This window comes from Wolbachia endosymbiont of Ctenocephalides felis wCfeT (assembly GCF_012277295.1).
Taxonomy (GTDB): domain Bacteria; phylum Pseudomonadota; class Alphaproteobacteria; order Rickettsiales; family Anaplasmataceae; genus Wolbachia.
The window spans coordinates 85,526-108,652 of record NZ_CP051156.1; the positions used below are offsets into that span (position 1 = coordinate 85,526).

Here is a 23,127-nt window from a genome sequence, read left to right on the forward strand (position 1 = left end):
TTAGCTATAGTTATTTATTTTAATTTAAATACTACGTATTAATCAACAAAAACTTTATAAATGACAAGTTAAACTGGATTTTTAGCATTTCTTCCAACTTCAACAAAAAACAAATTATCTGGTTCTAGTAAAGAATTCGCTAACTCGTTCACTTCCTCTAATTTAACGTCATTAATGTAATTCACAAAATCATTCAGGTGATTAATATTGCGATCATTTATCTGAATATCATCTAATTTTGCAGCTATGCTGTTGTTATTAAACATAGATAGAATATAGGAATTTACAATAGTGGTTTTTGTATCATTATATAGCTGCTCACTAATACCTTCTTTTTGCACCCTACTTAATGTATCTCTTATTGCTGATATAGATTTACTACTTGTAGTGCTATCAGTGTTAACGCTTCCTGCTATAACATTTCCATGTTTATGATTAACAATGCTTGCTCGAACACCATAAGTAATACCCAGATTTTGTCTCAGCTCTTTCATTAATATTGAATTTAGCCCCATTCCACCAAGTGCATTGATCAGTACCCTAGCGCTATAATAGTTAGGATCATCATAAGCTATACCCTTTTGAGCAAAAAGTATCACACTTTGTGGTATATCCATAAAAATGCTCTTACTCTCTGCAGGCCTAAAGTCATTTTTTACAGGTATTTTCCTAATTTTTGATCTTTTTGATGGTAACTTAGATAGATACTTATCTAGTAGTTTGGTGATCTCTTCCTTTTTTATGCTACCGACAGCACTAATGACTATATTATCTTTAGTAAAATTGCGCTTTATATACGTTAAAACATCATCCCTGGTAATACCCATTATAGTGTCAATAGTACCATATTCACTTCTTGAGTACGGATGTTTTTTGAACAACAATGTATCTAATTCTTTACCAGCGACAAAGTAAGGACTTGCTTCAAGATAATTAAAATTAACTTTCGCGATTTCTAAAACTCTATTTAATCCTTCTGAGTCAACTTTAGGGCGCATTATGGCATCACTGAGTAACGCAATACCTTCTTCCAAATTTTCAGATAAAGTGTCCAATGAAACTCTAAACGTTTCAAGGCCAGTGCCGAAATGCAGCCTAATTCCCTTATCTTCAAGCTTTTTTGCAAAATCTTTGGCATTGTTTTTTCCCGCCCCTTCTTGAATTGCAAGAGAAGTGAACCAAGCAAGCCCTTGCTTTTCTGGCTTCTCATAGGCATAACCTGCATCTTTGAAGGAAATATTTAGTGAAACTTTTGGTAAATCATCATTTTGAACAAAAAGAAATTTAAATCCCTTTTTAGTAACAACTTCTTCCACTTGACTCGCATGTGCATTAAAACTTAAGCAGAAAAAGAGTAGAAATATAACTTTACTTATTCTCATTGCTGTCTCCTTTTGGTAATAGACGACCAATTAATTTATTAGCAGAAAAAACATCGTGAATCTTACTATTTACATCTTCTAGGTTAATATCATTTACTTTGCTATACGAAATATCTATATCCTCAAAAGGAATATCAAGTGCTAATTTCGAGCCATAGAAAAATGCTATATTGGATAAACTAGATAGATTATCGAACTGTGCTACTTTGTACTTGTACTTTGAGTTTTGTAATTCCTCATCTGTTATACCTGAAGATATAAAGTCATTAATAGAGCTTTCTAATTCCTTCTCCACAACATCCAGGGCAACACCGCTTTTCGGAATGATTCCAATGTCAACGTAACCATCACTAAAAGCCAAACTACTATAGTAGGCAAACGCTTCCACTGCCACATCTTTGTCTAAAACTAAATCCTTGTATAGGTGACTGGTTTTTCCACTTCCCAGAACATCAGCTGCCAAATTAACAGTCGAGATTTCATTCATATCATTAAATAAAGGTACACGGTAGCGAAAGTATAACATCGGTTCTTTGACTTCAGTGCTTTTTAATGTTACTGACAGATCTGCATTATGCACTTGATCATGACTCGGATAATGCCGAGTTACAGGCTTAGCCTTAATTTCTCCATATTTTTTCTCTGCTAATTTTACTACTTCATTAAATTCCACATCACCAACAACTAGTAATATTGCATTACCAGGATGATAGTAATTATCGTGAAATTTTGTGATATCATCTTTATTATAAGTTTTTATATCGCTTTCCCAGCCAATGACAGATCTTCCATAACCATTGCGATAAAATGCACTATTCATCTCTTCCCATAATAAATTTTCTGGATGATTGTCATACCTCATTTTTCTTTCTTCCAGCACGATATTTTTTTCTCTATCGATTTTATCCTGAGTGACATTGAAATTACCCATCCTGTCCGCTTCAACTTCCATTGCAAGTGGCAAATCTTTATTGAGAATTAACTCGTAGTAACATGTGTATTCCTTGGTAGTAAATGCATTAAATTGAGCTCCAATGCCGCTCATAGTGGCTTCTATATCAGTGAATTTGCCTGTAGTTTCAAACATTAAGTGTTCAAAATAGTGAGCCAACCCTGCTTTTCCAATTGGGTCATCCATCCCTCCAACCTTATATATTACTGCATGCAAAACTGCTGGGATTCTATGGTTTTGCACAACATAAACATCCAGTCCATTGCTCAATTTAGCATATTTTATATTTGGCTCTGCGCTAGAAGCTTTCAAAGAAATTAGGTTAACAAATAGAAGTGCAGATAATAAAAAAACTCTATAGAACACGATACTACTCCTCATTTTGTTTGGAAAGAAACATGTCATATATATACCATTTATATACCAATGTAAACACTCCGCAAACTATATATAAATCTGCTAAATTAAAGGCCGGCCAGTACCAATCATTAATGTGAAAGTATATAAAATCATATACAGCCCCCCAATAGATTCTATCAACTACATTACCAATTGCCCCACCAATCATCAAAGAAAAACCAAAATAGGTCAATTTATCGTTGGCCTTATATATTGAGTATATGAGTATACCTGTTATCAGTATTGAAAATGCTGAAAAGAAAAGATCTCCATATGGCAAATTGCTAAACATTCCAAAACTAATGCCTGAGTTCCAAACTTCAACCAGCTGTATAAAGCTAGAAACCTCAATTGATTCTCCCTCATCAATTAAAGAATTGATGTACAATTTACTTGCCTGGTCAGTTAACACTATCATTAATATGATAATCAAGCATAACTTTTTCATAAATCTATTCTTAAATTGCGAACGCTCAGTATATCGTAGTTTATCTGACTTGTTAACTCATTAATACTATGAAATTTTTTTTCTGATCTCATAAATTTTAAAAGTTGTATATCAGCTCTATAATTATATACATCTTCATTAAAATCAAATATATACATTTCTACTATAGGTTTTTTCAAATCCTTGAATGTAGGTCTCATGCCGATATTTACTACTCCGTATAGCCAATTTTGTTCTGTATTACCTAATGGGGAAGTTAACACCACCTTGGCGTAATATGTACCAAACTTGGGCTTTATCATACTATCCTCTATAGGGATATTTATAGTTGGAAATCCTAATTCTCTACCTCTGCAGGCACCTTTGGTTACAATTCCAGAAACCTGATAAGGCCTGCTGAGTAATTTGTTAGCAATGCCCATTTCACCTTTTTGTAGATGCTCTCTTATTACAGAAGAAGAGCAAATTTCTCCATCAGCTATTAACGGCTTTAATTTAGTTAAAGAATATCCGCACGCTTCAGAGTATCTTTCTAATGTTAATATGTCACCTAAGCGCTTGTGACCGAAAGTACAATTTTCTCCAACAACTATATGTTTAGCGTTGTATCTACTTACCAAAATCTTGCTAATAAAATCTTCACAGCTTATTTGAGAAAAATCTTCATTGAAACTAATAATATATAAATAATCTATATCATATCTGCTAATCAATTCTTTTTTTTGCTCTTGATCTACCAATCTAAAATTTTTTCTACTGAGCAGAATGGTTGACGGATGAGGTTCAAAAGTCAGAACTGCAGAAGCCAATCCCCTTTCTTGTGCTATCTTCTTTACAGTTGAGATTGCAAATCCATGCCCTAAGTGAACGCCATCGAAGTTTCCGAAGGTTAGTGCAACATCATCTTTTACATCTTGCTCGCAATCGTAAATAATTTTCATACAATTTGACGTCTAGTATATATCTCCTATATATACTAACTGTATTTTAATAAACTACGGAGATAAATCGTGAAAAACTATAGTAAAAAAGTTGTCATATACACAAAGCAAGGTTGTCCTCACTGCAGAAACGCAAAAATACTGCTGGATAAAAAGGGTGTGAAATATGAAGAAATTGATGCAGGTGCAGAAAAAAATAAAGAATCATTTGAGTCTATAAAATCAAAGTATAACGTCAAAACAGTACCACAAATTTTTATTGCTGACGAAAAAGGAAAATATATTTATCACATCAAAGGGAATGATGCGTTGCAAGAGCTTAACAATGACGGAAAGCTGGATGGCATGTTAAAATACTGGGGGTTGGTTAGTATATTAAATGATAACAGCGACCATGTGCTTGATGCAAGCAATGAATTTCAGGAGGAGTGTGCCCCCTATCATGATGATCTAATATAATCGTTATCTTGCTTTATCGCGCAACACGCGAAATCAGCATACTCGTTTTAAATAATTTTTAATGAATTAAAAATACAATTTAATTAGTAAATTTTTTAGATGAGGAAAAAATGATAAAAGACATTTCAATTGTTGACCAGAACTTGATTAGTATTAAGTTGGTTAGCGGACAAGACTTAGAAAATTTTATTAAAATCTTGTATCCATTCAGGTGTATGGCTTAAGAAGCAATAGCCAGTAGGTTTTGAAAAGGATTTAACTTCTTTTGCCTCCAAGTCAAGTACAATGAAATTATCCTCTCAAGAAACATATTTCCCCGTTTCGATTGTGTAAAATATGAAACTTTTCGGTAAACAACGTAATGCCGAATCTGTCGCTCAGCATAGTTGTTTGTCAGTGGAATATTTTCTGGATCGTCCAAAAATTTCCACATCATCAGATCCGATTTCATGATATTTTTTGCTACTCGAGACGCTCCAATTGCCTCGGGTAAATTTGATATATTCTTTAAGTAATATCTTGTTCGCTTGCGTAATTTTCTTGCTCTTCTTATGAACCTTAATGTGTCTATTTCATCCTTTAACAGAGCTTTTTTCAATGCAAATAATTCAGTAGCAACATTCCTTAAATAATACCCCAAAACTTTCACTTCGCTATTCCAACTATGAGACAACCTTTCAAAATCTCTTGCTAAATGTGCCCAACAGACCTGCCTTTTCTTGCTGGAAAAGTAGTTGTAAGCTGCATATCTGTCGGTCACTACTAGGTTGTTATTCTTTCCAAATTTACTATTTTCCAGGACTTTCATCCCTCTTGACTCTGTCAATTTGATCACACTCCCTATTTTGCTCGCAAACATCCAGCACCAGCCCTGTTTACCTTTGTTGTAATGGCTAGTTTCATCGATATGTAAAATTTTGCTCTTGCTTACCTCTTCCTCAATTTGCTCATATGCTTCTTGGCATTTTTCTGCCACTCTAGCCTCGCTATTTGATACACTACCGACGCTGATATCCAGGTTGAAAATGTCCTTTATAATATTTGCCACTTCTTTTTTCGAATTCTTGTAAAATCCACTTAATGCTGTAATTACTGACTTAACTCTTGGACCAAATGTGTCCGCAGTTACTCCTTCTTGTAGCTTGCTACTTTTTCTTTTTCCACATCTTTTGCAACGTCCATGCTCTAGTTAATATTCAACTACATACGGCTTGATTTCCGGCAAATCGACCTTTTGATGAGTATACGGATCTTTTGATACCGCAATTTCTCCTCCGCACTCACACGTATTGGGCAGTTCTATTTTTACCATCTCATCTGCCTCCATTTTAGGGCGGTAACTGCCTTTATGTCCAACCTGTGCTCCTACTTTCCTGTCACTTTTTGGCTTATTTTCCCTCATCTTATATAATTCTTTGGAGCTTGGTATAGATGAATTTTTTGAACTTAAGCCAAGCCTTTCTTTTAACTCAGCGTTTTCGATCCTTAGCGCTTTATTTTCTGCTTTAAGCTCTTCTATTTTTGTTTCTAACTTTTCTATAGTCTGCTTAAACTTTCGCAAAATTCTAAAAGATCAACCATATTACCTCATAGCCACTCTAGTTTACCTTTTTAGCATTCCTTGTCTACTCTTTATTTTACCGCCCGGCTGAATGGATACTCAAAAATTTTACCACCGTTTTTTTCTGGTACTGTATTATCATGCTTTTGAATTTGAGGTTCTTCATGTGTTGCATTTGGTGACTGACCATTAACAGCTTGAGTGATTATTGTATTAGCCATAGATTCTGCAAAATCTTGAACTGCTCCAGATGTTACATTTCCTGGCTGAGTATCAGTGCTTTGACTAGAGCTCTTATTTTTAGACCACCACTTTTTCAGGCTATTCCAACCAGATGAAATTCCTGTGTATTTACCAATAAAACTTAAAATTTTACCTAGCCACGTATTCCAAAACCCTTTTGGTTTTGCATTTTGTTCTACGTTTTGGTCTACATTTTGATCTGGATTGTTCATAATTTACTCCTTATATTAACAATATATTAACTTAATTATGACATAAAATTAAGATTTATCAATAATTATATTGCCATAAAAGTAAAAATATTAATATTATTACTTAAATACTTCCAAGATGGATTCTAAAGAAAAAAGCAGCACTTATGAAGTGTGCTACTTTTTTAAAGTTGATTACTACAGCGTTGGCTCTTGGCAATTCCTTGTATCATCACCTCTATCCTTTGCATTTTTAGTAATATGATGCTCTGTTTCTAGATTATCAACTTTTGTCGAAGCTGATAGTGTTTTCTCATTACCATCATCTTTCTTTATATTATCATCAAAAGGATTTTTAGATGCATTTTGTGACTGACCACCAGAAGCTGTAGGTGCGTCGTGTACTGTTGCTGTTGTTGTAAAAACAGTTTGAGCTCCAGGTGTTACATTTGGTAACGGACCATTAGCAGGTGCTACAGGTACTCCACTTTGTGACTTACCATCAACCACTGTTTCCACTTCATTCATTATATCTGATACTACGTCCTGTATATCTTGTGGGTTACTTTCAAATTGTCTGGTTTGAGGGTTAACGTTATTTGCGCTTATAGGTGCTCCATTTGTTATTGGCTGACCACCAACAGCTTGAGGTGCTTCATGTGTTCCATTTGGTAACTTACCATTAGCAATTGAAGATTTTCCAAACAACCGATTTTTTAAACCATTAAACAACTTTTTGAACCCTTTTTCTGGCTGATTATCAGCAGCTGAAGGGTCTTCGGTTGGTACAGCTTGATAGTCTTTTTTTGAACGCATTTTATTAAACCAAGTTTTCACATTATCCCACAATCTTCCAAAAAATCCTTTTTCTTGATCATCTAAAGATGCGTCAGATGTTCTTGACCCAGTCTCATCAATTGTAGATTCTTCCTCTTGGTACCTTCTATTAAACCAAGCTCTCACCCTATCCAACAATCTTCTAAAAACTCCTCTTTTTTGATCACCTGAAGGTGCGTCAGGTGTTGCATTGTGTGGCTGATTATCTGAAGGTGCTTCTGTTATTTTTACCATATTTACTCCTTATATTAATAATAGATTAACTTAATTATTACATAAAGTTAAGGCCTATCAACAATTATTTTACTATAAGGATAAAAATATTAATTATAGTATCCTGCTAAGCTATAAAAAAGTCACTGCCAAGCTATAAAAATTGATATAATGGCAGATTTTAAAGAGGTAGATGATCTTAATCGCAAAAATATTTTTCACTTCGTTTATTTGTGGACTCACTTTTTTTCCTTACTTTATAAAGCTCTTAAGAAGAATCAATAAAGATGGGCAACCAATTAGGTCATATGGACCAGAAAGCCATTTGATTACAAAGAAAAATACTCCAACTATGGGTGGAATATTAGTATTAATTTCTGCATTACTGCCAATTTTGCTTTGGGTTCAATTAACACCGGAGATTTTACTGCTAATTTTTATAACTTTCTTTTTCGCTTTGCTTGGATTTGTTGATGATTATTTAAAGCTAAAGGCAAACAATTACCATGGTTTAAGTGCAAAAACAAAAATACTTGTTCAATTTATTGTTACTCTGATTAGCATTCAGATGTGTTCTGCAGAAAGCTCTACAAACCTGCTCAGAGAGGTGATGATCGATCTTGGCTATTTATACGTACCGTTTGTGGCATTTGTTATTGTAGGCTCTGCTAACGCTGTGAATCTAACTGATGGACTAGATGGTCTTGCTGCAACTCAAGCGATAACTTCTTTTGCTGCTTTAGGGTTGATTGCATACATAACTCAAGCAGATATGAATATTATTTTATTCTGTGTTGCGTTCATAGGAGCAATTTTAAGCTTCTTATGGTTTAACAGAAATCCGGCAAGGATATTTATGGGAGATGTTGGTAGTTTGTCAATCGGTGCAGCGTTGGGATTAATCAGCGTGCTAATAAAAAGAGAGGTGCTTTTTGCCTTTATTGGAACAATTTTTGTAGTAGAAACCTTATCTGTAATTATTCAGGTGTCATATTTTAAATATACAAAATTTAAGTATGGAGACGGAAGAAGAGTTTTTCTCATGACGCCAATTCATCATCACTTTGAGAAGAAAGGGTGGTCGGAAAATATGATAGTTGCAAAATTTTGGATAGTTTCTATTATCTGTGCAGTTCTTACTATAACTTTTTTATTATAGAAACTTATGCAAGACTTTGCGTTAGAAAATACGTTATCAGGGATTATAGCAGGAGTGGATGAAGCGGGCAGGGGGCCACTTGCTGGCCCTGTGATATCTGCGGCTGTAGTATTTCTAGATAGAAATATAGTTATTGGTGGAATTAATGACTCAAAAAAATTGACTCCTAAACGTAGAGAAATTTTGTACGAAGAAATCATATCGGTTGCAAAGTTTGGTGTAGGAATGGCGAGTGTAGAGGAAATAAATTCACATAATATTCTGCAAGCCACAAAACTTTCGATGAAGCGCGCATTGGCGAATTTGAACCTGGAACTTGATTATGTCTTAGTTGATGGTAGTCAGCCACCTGAAGTGAAATGGCAAGTGAAGACTGTAGTAAATGGTGATAATTTGAGTATATCAATCGCTGCAGCTTCAATAATTGCGAAAGTTACTAGAGATAAGTTAATGGAAGAGTTGCATGGTCAGTATCCTAAATACAATTGGTATAAAAACAAGGGATATGGGACAAAGGAGCATATAAGCGCAATAAGGCTCCATGGTATCACAGATCATCACAGGAAAAATTTTGCACCTATAAGTAATTTAAGTTATCATTCCTGTAAAATGTTGTCATCTGAGTAGCTGACACTGGAATGATACACTATCGGTGATAGTGCTGGTGTTTATCTAATATTTTATATAGAATTTATTACTGATTGAATGATTTATGCGTAAAATACTATTCTTAATATTAATGATGTTACCACTTAGGCTATTCTCAACTGGAGTTGAAATTATTGCGGATATAAACGGTGAATCGATCTCAAATTTGGATATTGAAAGGCGCGTTAATTTGGTAAGTGCATTGTTTGGTACTAAGAATGTTGATGAAAAAGAAGTTAGGTCACAAACTTTAAGACAACTAATAGATGAAATTATTATTGCCAGCGAAGCGCAAAGATTGAATGTAACGTTAAGTAGCGAAGAACTTGAAAGTGCTACAGTGCTGTTCTTAACTCAAAACTTCAAACTCAAAGAGGATGAAGTTGATAAATACGTAAAAAAGCACAATATAGATCTTGGTCTTTTAAAAAAACAAATAAAGTGCCAACTTTTGTGGGGAAAAATTATTGAAGCAAGGATTATCCCATTTATCAGTGTAAGCGATAGGGAGGCAGATGATGTGAAAGGACGATCTGATTATCTTGTCACGTTTCAAGAGTTTACAATTCCTTACCATGAAAATGGAAATGTTTATAATGTAGCTGAAGATTTAGTAAAAAAATTACGTAGTGCGGATCTTGCAGTAAACGCACGTAAGACGACGGTCAGTTTGAGCAAATCAAAAGGTGAACTCAGAAATATCTTGGAAAAATTAGGGGCAAGTGAAGTTACTAGTTTTAATAAAGGTAATTCTGTTGTAAAGGTACTCAGTAAAGTGCGGCTTGATTATGAGTTACTGGAGAGTACTTTAAAAATAAAGCAGATTGTGATAAAAAATTCAGAAGATTTATTAAATAATATAAAAGAACAAAAAGTGAATTGTTCAAATTTTGATAAATTGGTTGATAATTTTAAGCTGCCAAATGCAAAAGAGTTTGAAGTAAAGATGCGGGATTTAAATCCTGAGTTGCAGATTTTGCTTGGTAAAGCAAGTGTAGATGAAGTAGTAGAGTTCAGAGAGAATAGCACTGCAAGATTAATGATGCTGTGCGATATAAAAAGTAATAAAACAAATATAGAGGCAATTAAACAGCAAATATATCAGCAAAAAATTATGGTTCAAAGCAATATATTATTGGATAGCATGCGTAGAAATGCGGCTATCAGCTATCGATATAGTTGATTATGCACAAAATAGTAGACATAACATTATTAATATGATATACTAATAGTAGATTTTCATTAGGTTTATTAATGAATTTTTTACTATAGTTATGTACAATTATACTAATTTGGGTAAAAATATGTTAAATAAATTAAAAAATATCAGTAATAATAGAAAAGCTTATGCGGCAAATTCTTTTATTAATAGTGGTATACGCTTTTATATAGCAGCAATACTAATAAAGAACTTAAGAAATTACTTTAAGCCTCTACCGTAGTTATTGCTAAGGGTTTTTTAGATATACTGATTTTAATCAATATCCGGTTAACATCCTTTCTACCAATTCTTTGACTGTTGGTATGTAGCCGTTGTTATAAAATGGATCCTGCTTGAACTTATATGCATTGTGCCCGGAAAACATGAGCTCGTTTTCAATGTCACCATCATGTACGATATTTTGCAGCGTCTTTTGTATACAGAAACTACGTGGATCTGGCTTTCCTCCAGTTGTGTGATCACCGTGATCTTTCCAATTGCTAAACCGGCAATGACTTAAACAACCCATACAATCAACCTGATCTTCTCTGATTTGTGTAAATCTATTTGGTGTGACAAATATTATAGTTGAATCTGGAGTTTTCATTCCTTCTGTATATCCATCTTCAATCCATTTTGTTACTTGCTCTTTGTTTTTGGGAGATAGGTAAATTTTCCTACCTCTTGCACCAATTGCAAGTTCACTATTAAATTTGTCACTTGCACTTTCTGAAAACTCAACTTGGCGGTAGTTTCGTTCTTGTAACTCGCGTATGAAATCGTTTCTAACTGCAGATGAATAAAAACCGGTTGGGCTGAATTTATTTAAGAATATATCACCTTCTTGTAGAGTTAATAGCTTCTTTTTCCATTCTGCAGAAATTGGACTTTCTTTTGTTAAAAGCGGACGCGTACCAAATTGAAAAGCTATTGGTCCAATTTGTGGGTTATCGAACCAGTACTCCCAGTCTTTTAAGTGCCACACTCCTCCTGCCATTACTATTGGTGTTTCTGAAAGTCCGATCTCATTCATAAATGATCTCAGCTCGACAACTCTTTCAAATGGAGCTTGCGGTAGCTCTGGATCTTCGCCATTACTAAGGCCGTTGTGACCACCAGCGAGCCATGGATCCTCATACACTACTCCACCAAGCAAGTAAGAAGATACTTTTTGATATGCACGTTTCCACAATGCTTTAAAAGCACGCATTGATGAAATAATAGGGTAATAGTAAACTTGATATTTAGCTGCAATTTCTCCAAGCCTATATGGCATACCAGCACCGCAAGTAATACCGTGAATCAAGCCTTTTGCACCTTCTAATATACCGTGAAGTACGCGTTCTGCAGCTCCCATCTCCCAGAGCACATTCATGTGTATCCTTCCTCGACCTTTTGATATTTCTTCAGCTATTCTTGCCTGAATAATCCCAGCCTTGATACTATATTCTATCAACTCTTCGTGCTTTTCATTCCTCGTTCTGCCGTTGTAAATTAGTGGTACCAACTCACCATTATTGTCAATGAGCTTGGGATTTGCACCAGAAAATGTGCCAACAGCATCTTCTGCAGCAAATGCTCCACTTGATCCCCCATCGCTAATTGCAATTCCTTTACCGCCTTCAATAATCGGCCATACTTCCTTGCCAGAAATTACTATTTTTTTTATTTTATCTTTCAAAACTTCTCCGCAATCTTTTAATCTATTTTACTTAATTACTAAAAAAATAATAGCTGTTTATTTTATTGTATCAGTATTATACATCATAACCAAGCGCAGCTAAAATTTTATTTTCTAAACTTTTCATTATAATTTCCTCGTTTTCTTCTTGGTGATCATGGCCAAGTAAGTGCAGTAACCCATGTACCAACATATGTGTAATATGGGCTAGAATAGGTATGCTGTATTCGCGTGACTCCCTTTCTATAGTATCTATTGAAATTGCTATATCACCCAAATCGCACCCATTTGATAGCTCTTCACATGGAAATGACAGTACATTGGTTGGTTTATCCATTTCTCTAAATTTTAAATTAAGTTGATGTAATAGATTATCATCTGCAAGGGCTACTGATACGCTAGGTTTATAGTGATCTATCTCCAGTTCTTTTAGAGCTGCATTTATGACATTTAGCACAAAATCCTCTGGATTATCTACTACATCATACCATTTTTCATTGAGAATGTTTACTTCTAACATTCGCTCATTCTCATTATTTCATTCCATTCAATTTCTGAGACAGGGGAGAACGATAGACGTGACTGCTTTAATATAGGCATATTTTTTAAAAGAGGATTTTGTTTTATGTCACTCAACTTTACCTGATTATTTAACGATTTAGAGAATTTTACATTTACCAACCCAAATTGAGGACTATTAGTAGTGTAATGCTCCTTAAATATTTCAACTACTCCAAGTATAGCTTTTTCCTTGCCTGTATGATAAAAAAACGCAAGATCGCCTAGCTTCATGGCCTTCATATAATTTTGAGCTTGATAATTGCATACACCATCCCATGGTGCTATTTTATCTGCTTCCATTTTTTGCCATGAGTATTCACTGGGTTCTGACTTAAGTAGCCAAAATCGCATTATTTTTTTCTTCTTAAGTAAGCTGGTATGTCATAGATATTACTACCAAATCTAGCAGCTCCTTCATTTGTCTGCTCAATAGGTTGTGTTTCCACAGCTTTACTTTGCATGTTTGTGCTTTGACTATAAGACCATTGAAATCTTTCTTTCTCTGTCACTTCGCTTTTATTTGTAGGTGCAGCTTCCACGCAACCGTCAATTCCAGTTGCAAGAACAGATACCCTCACTCTTCCTTCCATTTCTTGATCAAAAGTAGCACCAAATATTATATTTGCATTTTCATCTACTTCTTCACGCACTCTGTTGGCTGCAGCATCGACTTCAAATAATGTCATATCTCCGCCACCAGTAATATTGATTAATATTCCGCGCGCGCCTTTCATTGAAACATTATCAAGCAGTGGATTAGATATAGCAGCTTCCGCAGCGCTAATTGCTCTATCGTCTCCTTCTGCCTCTCCAGTACCAATCATTGCCTTACCCATTTCACTCATTACTGTCTCTATATCAGCAAAATCAAGGTTAATGAGCCCTGGCATAACCATTAAATCAGTTACGCCTCTAATGCCGATATGTAGTACATTATCAGCAAGTTTAAACGCATCAGAAAATGTGGTTTTTTCGTTTGCAATCCTAAACAAATTCTGATTTGGAATAACAATAAGTGTATCTACGTGTTTTTGTAGCTCTTCAAGTCCAAGTTCTGCGATGCGCATACGACGCACACCTTCAAACCCAAAAGGTTTAGTGACAACTCCAACAGTTAATATCTTCTTTTCCTTATTTGATGATTTGTCCTTAACAAAAGCTTTTGCTTCTTTGGCTGCTTTTGCAATTACCGGTGCAGCACCAGTTCCAGTTCCACCACCCATTCCTGCTGTGATGAAAAGCATATGACTGTCTTTGATGTGCTCCATTATCTCATCTATTGATTCTTCTGCCGCAGCTTTGCCAACCTCAGGTAAAGCACCAGCACCAAGACCTCTAGTTGAGTTAATGCCAAGCTGAATTTTTTTATTACATAGGGATTTTTCTAGTGCTTGAGCATCAGTGTTTGCTACAACAAAATTCACCCCTTGCAAATTGGAAGAGATCATGTTATTCACAGCGTTTCCACCTGCACCGCCAACTCCCACAACGGTAATCCTTGGGTGTAATATAGGCAACTCTGGCAGACTAAGATCTATAGACATTCAAATTACTCAACTTTAGCGAATTCACTGACAATAAGTTACTGATTTTTTAACAATATGCAAATACTTTTCATTTTAATAGACTATAAATAGTAAACGAAGTTCATTTATTATTAACATTCACCGCTATAAAGTTTATTATTGGAGATCGTTATTTCACTGCAAATAGCTTCTATTACGTCCTTTATTTTATCGTTATCACAACCAGTTTGTGCAAGCTCAGCATTTCCACCGCAGCCTTTTCCAGTTGCGCTTGATATTAGCTCTTTTGCGCTGATTCTGCTGGCTAAATCCTTACTTACTTTTACAATTAATACTGTTTTATTTCCTTCTGTTGCTGTAAAAGCTATCACCGTTTTCTCTTTTTTTTGCTCTGAAACAAACTCTCTTATTATGTTTGCTGGAATCTCAGTGAACGCATGACTGATAAAATTTATTTCGTTAATATTAGTGCTTTTTATATTTTCTAAATTTACGAGTTTTTTATATAAATTTTTAATCTTAGCTTCTGATTCTTTACGTTCTTGATTTAAGATATTTAGTCGATTTGTTATTTCACTAACCGGTGCTTTTACAAACTCTGCAACTTTTTTTAAATGAACTTCATTGTCGCGTACATAATCTACAGCTTCTTGTCCTGTTAAAGCTTCAATTCTCCTGACTCCAAATGCAACAGAACTTTCAGTCACTATTTTGAACAGGCCAATTTCTCCAGTACATTCCACGTGTGTACCACCACATAGCTCTTTTGACTCTCCAATATTTACAACTCTGACCTTATCACTATATTTTTCACCGAATAATGCCATAGCACCTTCTTCTACTGCTTGACTCATACTCTGAATTTTTGTAGATGCTGAATAATTTTCCCTGATTAGAGTATTTACCATATCCTCTATTGAAAATAGCTGATCCTGAGTAACTTGAGCATTATGACTAAAGTCAAATCTAAGCCTCTCTGGTGCAACTAGCGAGCCCTTTTGAGTTACGTGATCACCCAAGATTTTTCTTAACGCAAAATGCAGCAGGTGTGTAGCTGAGTGATTTCTCTTTAGATTTTGTCTCCTTTCATTATCAATGCTTGCTGTAACTATGTCACTCACACAGATTGAGCCTGATTTTACTGTGCATCTATGTAAGTATAGGTCGTTGATTTTGTTGGTATTTTCTACTGTGACTATACTTTCAGCAACACTGTTTGGTGTCATTCCAGCGTCAGGCGCTGGAATCCATTTGTCTTCTTCCTGGATCCCAGTGTCAGCTACTCGGATGATAAGGAGAAGCTCTCCAATATCCCCCACTTGACCACCAGATTCGCCGTAAAATGGAGTTTTATTAAGTATGATAGTAACTTTTTCTCCTTCTTGTGCAGAATCAATCATCTCATTTTTGGAAGAAATAATAGCTAAAACTTTTGCACCATTTACTTCACTATGCTCATAACCAACAAATTCCGTTTTGCCGAATTTGTCAATTAAATCAAACCATACTTGCTCAACGGACTTTTCGCCAGATCCAGCCCATTTTGCGCGTGCTCTTTCCTTTTGCTCCTCCATTGCATCATCAAAACCTTTTTGGTCGAATTTGATTTTCCTTTCCTTTAAGATATCAAGCGTAATGTTCAAAGGAAATCCATAAGTGTCATATAGCTTAAATGCTGATTCACCAGGTAAGGTGTCACCTGCTTTTAAATCTGCAGTAAATTTTTCCAGGAGATTAATTCCTTTCATTAAAGTATCTTTAAAGTTTTCTTCCTCTGATTTTAAAGTTGTTTCTATTAAGCTTCTAGCTCTTATTAATTCAGGGTAAACGTCCCCCATATAAGCAGCGCTTGTGCTATCTATAAGTGTCGGAAAAATAAGATAGAGTATGGGATCATTGTATCCAAGCTGATGGATATAGCGCACGGCTCTTCTGATTAATCTGCGCAGTATGTAGTTTTTGCCTTCATTTCCTGGCAACAATCCCTCAGCAATTAGAAATGCAGCAGCACGCAAATGATCCGCGATCACTTTGTACGCGGCTTTATTTTCCACATTTCCGCAATATTCTCTTGATTTATTAATCAGAGCAGAAAAAAGGTCAATGTCATAATTATCATGAACGTTTTGTATTACTGCAGCTATTCTTTCAAGGCCCATTCCGGTATCAATGCACTTTTTTGGCAGTTTGTGTAAATTTCCTTCCTCATCTCTATTAAATTCCATGAATACCAAGTTCCAGATCTCAACAATTCTATCGTCATCATGTAGATTGGGATTTGCATGATCATAAAAAATTTCAGAACATGGACCACATGGTCCAGTGTTACCCATACTCCAGAAGTTATCGTCAGTTGAGATTCTGATAATTTTATCATCTGGAAAGCCACTTATCTTGCGCCAAATTTCATAAGACTCATCGTCAGTGTGGTAGATAGTTATCGACAGTCTATTCTTATCAAGAGCCAGCTCTTCAGTAATGAATTTCCATGCAAGTTCTATTGCTGTTTCCTTAAAGTAATCACCGAAGCTAAAATTTCCCAGCATTTCAAAAAATGTATGGTGCCTGGTTGTATATCCAACATTTTCAAGATCATTGTGTTTACCACCTGCCCTTAAGCACTTCTGACTTGAAACAGCACGTTTCATTTCAGTTTTTTGCGCACCAGTAAAAATATTTTTAAACTGCACCATGCCGGCATTTGTGAACATGAGCGTTGGGTCATTTTCTGGAACTAAAGGAGAAGATGGCACATGCTCATGATTGTTATTTACAAAGAATTTTATAAATCTTTCTCTGATTTCATTTAGCTTCATTATTTTTACTGAGATTGTTCATAAATAATAAATTGTAACAAAGATAAAATCAATTCATCAGTCTAAAGTTTAATATATAAACCTTTTAACATAAATTCTTTAATAAAAATTTATAGATTTAGATATTTTGCTAACTTATAATATGAATATGTTTATTAATTTTAGGAGTAAGAAATGACTATTGAAAATCTACAATCACTATTCGCAATTGGTGCTAATATCACTGCAAGAGCTGTTAATTCTACTGTAAGAGCGGCTAATTTTACTGCGCAAACTGTATTTGACAATTTCGGGTGATTCAACCTTCAAACAATTATACAAATGTAGGAGAGCCTAATATTCCTAAACCTGGACTACATGATAATACAACGCGAGGTGCACCAAGCACTGATTGGACAGCCGTAGAAATAGGGGGATTTATCGCTTTATGTGCAGTAGTAACCTACCCAACCTATTTATTTTTAAACAGACTAAGGCAGCGTGGTGGCGAAAATGATAGAGGAAAGCATGAGAGCCGTAAGGGTAATGAATCTCTTCCACTACAACAACTTCCATCGCAGACTGATACAGAAATTCAGATTGACCGTGAAAGTAATGAAAGAGGTGCTGAATCTCATCCACTACAATCTACATCACAACTAAGACCTGCATCGCAGCTATCAAACACGATAGTGGAAGTAGGAGAATCGAGGGAGCCATTTCTTGCTAGATAACATAAGTCTGCTAGTAAAAGCCCATTACTGTACGAACGTTGTGTTTTAGGCCATTTACCAACAAAAGGGTGTCATCCGAGTAGCCGTCACTAGGATGGCTTTGTTGCATCGCTCTTTGGATAGGAGGCAATGCATAATAAATTCATGAAGCTATCTCAAATTTAGCCATGCCTATTTCAGTAAATTTGTTCAGCAAATAACACTTGAGTAGCATTTCTTTCTCACGGTTAATCTCAGATTTGTTCCTAAAACTAAACCCAAATGTTTGCTTCAGTCGCGAGAAAAAACTTTCTATATAAGATCTCTTCCCATAATTTATCTCTTTTTTCCACTTCTTCATACCATCTTCACCATATGACTTTATGAGCTTGATTGTAGAATTTCTCTCAGCCATATAATCCAGCTTTGGATGCTCCACTGCATTGTTTTGCAGAGGAATTTTTGTCTTTATGCCAAGCTCATTGCACAATTTGTATAACTTCTTTCGATTATATGCTCTGTCTGCATATAGTGTGCTTATATTGTATTTAGCATTAGCCCTTGCAATAAGATCACAGGCTCCATAGTGGTCAGAATAAACTCCACTACTGTATTTTGCAGCTATGACTTTTTTGCTACCTATCTCCAGCATTACATGCAATTTTCTTGTTTGCTTATAGCCACGGTACTTTCTATCTGTACCGTTTGCCTTACTATGGCCTGGAATATTATTGTAGATGCTTATTCCAGTGCTATCTATGGCGATCTCAATATTTTCCATACTGTTTTTATCATGTCTTCGATCATTAATTTTTAAGTTAAGCTTTTTGAATCTTCTGGAAGCCTGGGAATAGCTGATAACTTGCAAATTTTTTCCTATTTGCTCAAGGTATCCCGCTATAAACCCCACCGTTTGTCTTAGGCCTATTCTAAACAAATAAGTTATTATGTGAATTAGAATTACGACTTTATCACTATAAATATTGTTGCTACCGGGTGCGCCGTAGAGACACGGAAAGTGTTGAAGCTGCATGACAGATGAGGGTGGGCCCCTCAAAGCCGGTTTGCAAGAGCAGGCTTTAAACAACCATAAGCTGCTTTGGTAAAGAGCCAAGGTAGTGAGCATTATGGAAAAGGCGCAATTATGCGTCATGTGTGGAGTAGAGAGATGAACGAAAGTGAACCACTGACGAAGTGTCGAAAACGATTTAGGTGGCGTCAAAACCAGGGGGTCTGTAGTAACCTGGGATAAGTCTATCAGGAGCTTGTTTACTGGGTAGATGGCGTCCGGCATAGAGGTGGCATGAATCTATTTCAGGCTGTTGTACGGAACTACGGGAACCTGTCGTTTCGATGATAAGGGAGAAATCCAAGGAGCTAAACTCTAAGGATGAGAGTACCGATGCGAAGAACAGGGGCGGATCAGCTCGTAGTAGTGAAGAAGTTTCTGTAATAGAAATGGAGCGAAGGGGCTGAGTTATTTAGTTTTAATTATTTATCAACCGCAAGGGAGGAGTTAATGAATAAAACAAAGTCTTTTGATATACCGAAGCAACTTATTTGGAGAGCTTATAAACAAGTATCGAAAAATAAGGGTGCTGCTGGTGTAGATGAGGTCTCGATAACAAAGTTTGAGGAAAATCTAAAAGATAATCTATACAAACTATGGAATCGGATGTCATCTGGAAGTTATTTTCCGGAAGCTGTAAAGGCTGTTGCAATACCGAAAGGTACAGGAGGAGGACAAAGAATTTTAGGTGTTCCTTCAGTATTCGATAGGATAGGGCAAACAGCCGCTGCTATGTATCTGGAACCGCTAGTAGAGCCAAAATTTCACGAAGACTCATATGGTTATAGACCAAATAAATCTGCACTGGACGCGGTAGACACAGCGCGTAAAAGATGCTGGAGGTACGATTGGACGATAGATCTTGACATATCGGGATTTTTCGACAATTTGGACCACGAGCTAGCATTGCAAGCTATCAAAAGACACACAGACTGCAAATGGGTCATACTGTATGCTGAAAGATGGATGAAAGCTCCAATTCAACTAGCAGATGGCAGTAAGGTAGTTAGGGAAAAAGGAGTTCCGCAAGGAGGTTCAATAAGCCCTATGATCTCAAACATATTTATGCATCATGTATTTGATGAATGGATGAGACAAAAGTACCCAACAATACCATTTGAAAGATATGTGGATGATGCGGTAGTACATTGTAAGACTCGTAAGCAGGCAGAATTTATGAAAGTAATGATCGAAGAAAGATTGGCTGAATATAAGCTAAAGTTACATCCTGAAAAGACACAAATTGTGTACTGTAAAGATGATAATAGGAAAAGTGAATTTCCTAAGCAAAGTTTTGACTTTCTGGGTTACACATTTAGACCCAGATTAGCAAGAAATAAAATAGGAAAGAATTTTGTTTCATTTCTCCCTGCAATTAGCAACAAGGCCAAGAAAGATATTACTACAACCATAAGATCATGGAAAATACTACAAAGTACACATAAAACGTTAGAGGAAATATCAAAGATAGTAAATCCAATAGTCAGAGGCTGGTATCAGTACTATGGCAGATTCTGCAAAACCGAGATATACAAACCTCTAAAGAACGTAGAGCGGCATCTAGAAAAGTGGGTCAGAAGAAAATACAAGAAACTTCGAAATCATGGAAGACTAGCAAGGCAACTTCTAGGAAAAATGAGGAAAAAGGGACCTGATATTTTCTATCACTGGACATTAGGCTTAGGTCAAAAGGTGAATAATGGAAGCTGTGTGAGTCGAGAGGTTCATGCACAGTTTTGCGAGGGGCTGGTGGGGAAGTTCCACCGGTCTACTCTCCCCATTTTGGGACTTTTTTCGTACCAATTTTCTATGGCATCGTTGACGTAATAAAAAATATTTCCTCTTTCTTGGAGAAATTTGTTATATTCGTAGCAGTTACTGACTTTCATTTTGACTGGCATATTTTTCCTTTGTCGGTTAAATGCCTGTTTATAATGAATTTCGTCAGTAACTGCCAGTTCTTTTTACTTTAGCTATGCAACAAAGCCATTCCAAGCTAAGAACTCAGCGCAAGTCACAATTATAAAAAATGAGGCAAAGATTCATAATTTAAAAGCAAAATAATCAAACAAGGCTCTGCAACGCAGAGCCATCTTAATCCTTGATTTAGTATCACAACTGAGTAGCTAACACTTATATCTGAGGTCCATTGTGCATTTTTTCTCTTCTGAGCAGAAACGAACCTAAAGTTATAGATCAACATTTAGTGTTAATATATTATTAATATTCTAATGCTAATAATGCTAAATTTACCATTTTATTTATAGGCAATATTTATGGATATTTGGGATACTACAGTAACGATTGAAGCGTCAGCAAAAGAGTATAATCTTGATGCTGTTTGTCATAATAATAAGCCTCACATAGATTTAATAAAACGTGTGGGAGGGTTGAAAGAGGTTGTGTATCATGATAGTCATCTAGTATTTCCCCATATGATTATGGAGGTGTGACATTAGATGGAATAGAATTTAATAAAGGAGATAAAATCAGGATTGTATTGCATGCTGATGATCAAAACCAAGCCAAAAGAATAAAAAGTAGAGCAAAAGATCATGGGTTCATAAAATAATAAAACAAGGCTCTGCAACGCGTAGCCACCTTAATCCTTGACTTAGTCTTGTAAATTTAATATTTTATTTACTGTTAGGTTTATAAGATTAAAATGGCGTTAAATCCGCTAGAGCAGTTTAGAATATATACGATAGTGGAATTACCTAAACTGCTTGGGTATGACATCAGTTTTACTAATTCATCGTTATTTATGATGATATCGGTTATGCTGGTAGTGTTCTTTTTGCTCTTAGGAATTAGAAAGGGATCGGTAGTACCTGGATATTTGCAAGCTGCAGTTGAGTATGTATACGATTTTGTTGTCTCAATAGTAGAAAGTAATGTTGGCAGTAAAGGCTTGCAGCATATTCCGTTAATATTCACAGTATTTGTTTTTGTTCTCTCATGTAATTTAGTGGGTATCTTGCCTTACAGTTTCACAGTTACAAGTCATGTGATAGTCACTTTTGCTTTAGCCATGGTGGTTTGTGTTTATGTGACAGTTATTGGGTTCGAAGAAAGAGGCATAGAGTTTTTGAGCATATTACTACCAAAAGGCACTCCTTCATGGCTTGCACCTATAATAATTCTCATTAAATTATTTGCCTATTTAGTTAGGCCAATTAGCTTGTCGATAAGGCTGGCTGCGAACATGATGGCAGGTCATATAATAATCAAGGTAATTGCTGGATTTATCGTCAATATGAACATAATTCTCACTCCTGCACCGTTTGTGTTCATTATTGCAATGATAGGGTTTGAAGTGTTTGTTGCAGCTTTGCAAGCTTATATATTTACCATATTGACATGCGTATATTTGTCAGATGCAGTAAAGTAATTGACTTACGTGCGAAATATCTTAAAATTATATTATAATAGTTAAAGGTGATATATGGATTTTAAGTTTATAGCAATTGGTTTAAGTGTATTTGGCATGCTTGGTGCTAGTTTTGGTTTGTCTAATATATTCTCTACTATGCTAAGTGGGATTGCAAGAAACCCTGAGTCAGAAGGTAAAATGAAGATTTACGTTTATATTGGTGCTGCCATGATTGAAATGATGGGGTTACTTGCATTTGTACTTGCAATGATATTAATATTGGCTAACTAGCACATGCCGCAACTTGACGTTTCAACTTTCTTCTCACAAGTTTTTTGGTTTTTAATTTTTTTCTCTGCACTTTTTTTTGCAGTACGTTGTTTATTTTTGCCAAAGTTGGAAAGAATAATAAATTATAGAAACAAAGAGGTGCTAGATTCTTTCAATATCTCTTATCGTATTTTAAAGGTTGCAGAAAGGCAGATTGCTGAGTATAACGCAGCTTTAAGTAGTATTAAAATGAAAGCAAAAAAAGTAATAGATAACGCATTGATTGAAGTAGAAGAAATGGAAGCTAGTGTTAAAAAAGTATTAGAAGAGGAAGACAAAAAAATGGTTAAACTCATTGAAGAGAGGGTAGAGCAGTTTAAATCTGAGTATAATGACGAGCTGAAACAAGCAGCTATTAGTATTGCTTTAATTTATTACACTAAGCTAACTAACTCCGAAATTGATAAGGAGCTTGTTGCTAACTTAGTATCGGAAAAGTTTTAGA

At 35.4% G+C, this 23,127-nt stretch carries 22 protein-coding genes and 3 pseudogenes; 11 read left to right on the plus strand and 14 right to left on the minus strand.

Annotated features, from left to right (window positions below; translation table 11 throughout):
• Nucleotides 1-68: 68 nt before the first annotated feature.
• The 4 genes from HF197_RS00420 to ribF are packed head-to-tail and all read right to left on the minus strand — an operon-like array spanning nt 69 to nt 4,122.
• On the minus strand, nt 69-1,382 hold the full coding sequence (locus tag HF197_RS00420) for a M16 family metallopeptidase (RefSeq protein WP_168463841.1): 1,314 nt from the start codon (nt 1,380-1,382) through the stop codon (nt 69-71).
• Nucleotides 1,369-2,715 carry a M16 family metallopeptidase gene (locus tag HF197_RS00425; protein ID WP_168463842.1) on the minus strand — a complete coding sequence of 449 codons (1,347 nt, stop codon included), beginning with the start codon at nt 2,713-2,715 and terminating at the stop codon, nt 1,369-1,371. The genes HF197_RS00420 and HF197_RS00425 overlap by 14 nt, the downstream gene beginning before the upstream one ends.
• Nucleotides 2,705-3,181, minus strand: coding sequence for a signal peptidase II (lspA, locus tag HF197_RS00430; protein WP_168463843.1), 477 nt, complete (start codon nt 3,179-3,181; stop codon nt 2,705-2,707). The genes HF197_RS00425 and lspA overlap by 11 nt, the downstream gene beginning before the upstream one ends.
• Nucleotides 3,178-4,122, minus strand: a complete 945-nt coding sequence (gene ribF / locus HF197_RS00435) for a riboflavin biosynthesis protein RibF (RefSeq protein ID WP_168463844.1) — start codon at nt 4,120-4,122, stop codon at nt 3,178-3,180. The genes lspA and ribF overlap by 4 nt, the downstream gene beginning before the upstream one ends.
• A 69-nt stretch (nt 4,123-4,191) precedes the next feature.
• On the opposite strand from ribF, the gene HF197_RS00440 reads away from it, so the two are divergent.
• Nucleotides 4,192-4,581: a glutaredoxin domain-containing protein gene (locus HF197_RS00440; protein WP_168463845.1), complete on the plus strand. Its 390-nt coding sequence runs from the start codon at nt 4,192-4,194 to the stop codon at nt 4,579-4,581.
• A gap of 220 nt (nt 4,582-4,801) precedes the next feature.
• Here the strand turns inward: HF197_RS00440 and tnpC are convergent.
• From tnpC to HF197_RS00455, 3 genes and pseudogenes are all read right to left on the minus strand, one after another.
• Nucleotides 4,802-6,162 (minus strand): annotated as a pseudogene (gene tnpC, locus HF197_RS00445) (IS66 family transposase).
• Between the two features lie 51 nt (nt 6,163-6,213).
• Nucleotides 6,214-6,597 carry a hypothetical protein gene (locus HF197_RS00450; protein ID WP_168463846.1) on the minus strand — a complete coding sequence of 128 codons (384 nt, stop codon included), beginning with the start codon at nt 6,595-6,597 and terminating at the stop codon, nt 6,214-6,216.
• A 177-nt stretch (nt 6,598-6,774) separates the two neighbouring features.
• Nucleotides 6,775-7,647 (minus strand): hypothetical protein, encoded by an 873-nt coding sequence (locus HF197_RS00455; protein ID WP_168463847.1) that lies wholly within the window; start codon nt 7,645-7,647, stop codon nt 6,775-6,777.
• A gap of 172 nt (nt 7,648-7,819) precedes the next feature.
• Between HF197_RS00455 and mraY the strand changes: the two genes are divergently transcribed.
• From mraY to HF197_RS00470, 3 genes are all read left to right on the plus strand, one after another.
• Nucleotides 7,820-8,785, plus strand: a complete 966-nt coding sequence (gene mraY, locus HF197_RS00460) for a phospho-N-acetylmuramoyl-pentapeptide-transferase (RefSeq protein WP_168463848.1) — start codon at nt 7,820-7,822, stop codon at nt 8,783-8,785.
• 6 nt (nt 8,786-8,791) lie between these two features.
• Nucleotides 8,792-9,412 carry a ribonuclease HII gene (locus HF197_RS00465; RefSeq protein WP_168463849.1) on the plus strand — a complete coding sequence of 207 codons (621 nt, stop codon included), beginning with the start codon at nt 8,792-8,794 and terminating at the stop codon, nt 9,410-9,412.
• Nucleotides 9,413-9,497: 85 nt separating this feature from the next.
• Complete coding sequence (locus tag HF197_RS00470) at nt 9,498-10,616, plus strand: SurA N-terminal domain-containing protein (RefSeq protein WP_168463850.1); 1,119 nt, start codon at nt 9,498-9,500, stop codon at nt 10,614-10,616.
• 295 nt (nt 10,617-10,911) lie between these two features.
• Here the strand turns inward: HF197_RS00470 and HF197_RS00475 are convergent, their stop codons facing one another.
• The 5 genes from HF197_RS00475 to alaS form a co-directional block, all read right to left on the minus strand.
• Nucleotides 10,912-12,315, minus strand: a complete 1,404-nt coding sequence (locus HF197_RS00475; protein ID WP_168463851.1) for an NAD(P)H-dependent flavin oxidoreductase — start codon at nt 12,313-12,315, stop codon at nt 10,912-10,914.
• A gap of 76 nt (nt 12,316-12,391) precedes the next feature.
• Nucleotides 12,392-12,835 carry an rRNA maturation RNase YbeY gene (gene ybeY, locus HF197_RS00480; protein WP_168463852.1) on the minus strand — a complete coding sequence of 148 codons (444 nt, stop codon included), beginning with the start codon at nt 12,833-12,835 and terminating at the stop codon, nt 12,392-12,394.
• Nucleotides 12,829-13,227, minus strand: a complete 399-nt coding sequence (locus HF197_RS00485; protein WP_168463853.1) for an EVE domain-containing protein — start codon at nt 13,225-13,227, stop codon at nt 12,829-12,831. The genes ybeY and HF197_RS00485 overlap by 7 nt, the downstream gene beginning before the upstream one ends.
• Complete coding sequence (ftsZ, locus tag HF197_RS00490) at nt 13,227-14,420, minus strand: cell division protein FtsZ (protein WP_168463854.1); 1,194 nt, start codon at nt 14,418-14,420, stop codon at nt 13,227-13,229. The genes HF197_RS00485 and ftsZ overlap by 1 nt, the downstream gene beginning before the upstream one ends.
• Before the next feature lie 113 nt (nt 14,421-14,533).
• Nucleotides 14,534-17,218, minus strand: coding sequence for an alanine--tRNA ligase (gene alaS / locus HF197_RS00495; RefSeq protein WP_168463855.1), 2,685 nt, complete (start codon nt 17,216-17,218; stop codon nt 14,534-14,536).
• A gap of 293 nt (nt 17,219-17,511) precedes the next feature.
• On the opposite strand from alaS, the gene HF197_RS00500 reads away from it, so the two are divergent.
• Nucleotides 17,512-17,931 (plus strand): hypothetical protein, encoded by a 420-nt coding sequence (locus HF197_RS00500; RefSeq protein ID WP_168463856.1) that lies wholly within the window; start codon nt 17,512-17,514, stop codon nt 17,929-17,931.
• A gap of 142 nt (nt 17,932-18,073) precedes the next feature.
• On the opposite strand, the pseudogene HF197_RS00505 reads toward HF197_RS00500, so the two are convergent.
• Nucleotides 18,074-18,904, minus strand: a pseudogene (locus HF197_RS00505) (IS5 family transposase); the annotation flags it as partial.
• 525 nt (nt 18,905-19,429) lie between these two features.
• On the opposite strand from HF197_RS00505, the gene ltrA reads away from it, so the two are divergent.
• The gene (gene ltrA / locus HF197_RS00510; protein ID WP_168463858.1) at nt 19,430-20,806 is read left to right on the plus strand and encodes a group II intron reverse transcriptase/maturase; all 1,377 of its coding nucleotides are present in this window, start codon (nt 19,430-19,432) and stop codon (nt 20,804-20,806) included.
• On the opposite strand, the pseudogene HF197_RS07695 reads toward ltrA, so the two are convergent.
• Nucleotides 20,758-20,880: pseudogene (locus tag HF197_RS07695) on the minus strand (IS5 family transposase); the annotation flags it as partial. The gene ltrA and the pseudogene HF197_RS07695 overlap by 49 nt on opposite strands.
• Before the next feature lie 375 nt (nt 20,881-21,255).
• Between HF197_RS07695 and HF197_RS00515 the strand changes: the two are divergent.
• The 5 genes from HF197_RS00515 to HF197_RS00530 all read left to right on the plus strand — a co-directional run bounded on the left by HF197_RS00515 (nt 21,256) and on the right by HF197_RS00530 (nt 23,126).
• The gene (locus tag HF197_RS00515; RefSeq protein ID WP_168463859.1) at nt 21,256-21,432 is read left to right on the plus strand and encodes a hypothetical protein; all 177 of its coding nucleotides are present in this window, start codon (nt 21,256-21,258) and stop codon (nt 21,430-21,432) included.
• The gene (locus tag HF197_RS07525) at nt 21,429-21,551 is read left to right on the plus strand and encodes an SH3 domain-containing protein (protein WP_256359338.1); all 123 of its coding nucleotides are present in this window, start codon (nt 21,429-21,431) and stop codon (nt 21,549-21,551) included. The genes HF197_RS00515 and HF197_RS07525 overlap by 4 nt, the downstream gene beginning before the upstream one ends.
• Before the next feature lie 93 nt (nt 21,552-21,644).
• Entirely contained in the window at nt 21,645-22,370 is a 726-nt protein-coding gene (locus HF197_RS00520) for a F0F1 ATP synthase subunit A (RefSeq protein ID WP_168463860.1), read from the plus strand.
• 54 nt (nt 22,371-22,424) lie between these two features.
• A complete protein-coding gene (locus HF197_RS00525; protein WP_168463861.1) occupies nt 22,425-22,643 on the plus strand; it encodes a F0F1 ATP synthase subunit C in 219 nt (72 codons plus the stop codon).
• A 3-nt stretch (nt 22,644-22,646) separates the two neighbouring features.
• On the plus strand, nt 22,647-23,126 hold the full coding sequence (locus tag HF197_RS00530; RefSeq protein WP_168463862.1) for a F0F1 ATP synthase subunit B family protein: 480 nt from the start codon (nt 22,647-22,649) through the stop codon (nt 23,124-23,126).
• The last annotated feature ends 1 nt before the right edge of the window (nt 23,127 follow it).

Coding starts and splice junctions, on each gene's coding strand:
- HF197_RS00420 (WP_168463841.1), bottom strand. CDS start 1,382: ATGAGAATAAGTAAAGTTATATTTCTACTCTTTTTCTGCTTAAGTTTT.
- HF197_RS00425 (WP_168463842.1), bottom strand. CDS start 2,715: ATGAGGAGTAGTATCGTGTTCTATAGAGTTTTTTTATTATCTGCACTT.
- lspA (WP_168463843.1), bottom strand. CDS start 3,181: ATGAAAAAGTTATGCTTGATTATCATATTAATGATAGTGTTAACTGAC.
- ribF (WP_168463844.1), bottom strand. CDS start 4,122: ATGAAAATTATTTACGATTGCGAGCAAGATGTAAAAGATGATGTTGCA.
- HF197_RS00450 (WP_168463846.1), bottom strand. CDS start 6,597: ATGAACAATCCAGATCAAAATGTAGACCAAAACGTAGAACAAAATGCA.
- HF197_RS00455 (WP_168463847.1), bottom strand. CDS start 7,647: ATGGTAAAAATAACAGAAGCACCTTCAGATAATCAGCCACACAATGCA.
- mraY (WP_168463848.1), top strand. CDS start 7,820: ATGATCTTAATCGCAAAAATATTTTTCACTTCGTTTATTTGTGGACTC.
- HF197_RS00465 (WP_168463849.1), top strand. CDS start 8,792: ATGCAAGACTTTGCGTTAGAAAATACGTTATCAGGGATTATAGCAGGA.
- HF197_RS00470 (WP_168463850.1), top strand. CDS start 9,498: ATGCGTAAAATACTATTCTTAATATTAATGATGTTACCACTTAGGCTA.
- ybeY (WP_168463852.1), bottom strand. CDS start 12,835: ATGTTAGAAGTAAACATTCTCAATGAAAAATGGTATGATGTAGTAGAT.
- HF197_RS00485 (WP_168463853.1), bottom strand. CDS start 13,227: ATGCGATTTTGGCTACTTAAGTCAGAACCCAGTGAATACTCATGGCAA.
- ftsZ (WP_168463854.1), bottom strand. CDS start 14,420: ATGTCTATAGATCTTAGTCTGCCAGAGTTGCCTATATTACACCCAAGG.
- alaS (WP_168463855.1), bottom strand. CDS start 17,218: ATGAAGCTAAATGAAATCAGAGAAAGATTTATAAAATTCTTTGTAAAT.
- ltrA (WP_168463858.1), top strand. CDS start 19,430: ATGAATAAAACAAAGTCTTTTGATATACCGAAGCAACTTATTTGGAGA.
- HF197_RS00515 (WP_168463859.1), top strand. CDS start 21,256: ATGGATATTTGGGATACTACAGTAACGATTGAAGCGTCAGCAAAAGAG.
- HF197_RS00520 (WP_168463860.1), top strand. CDS start 21,645: ATGGCGTTAAATCCGCTAGAGCAGTTTAGAATATATACGATAGTGGAA.
- HF197_RS00525 (WP_168463861.1), top strand. CDS start 22,425: ATGGATTTTAAGTTTATAGCAATTGGTTTAAGTGTATTTGGCATGCTT.
- HF197_RS00530 (WP_168463862.1), top strand. CDS start 22,647: ATGCCGCAACTTGACGTTTCAACTTTCTTCTCACAAGTTTTTTGGTTT.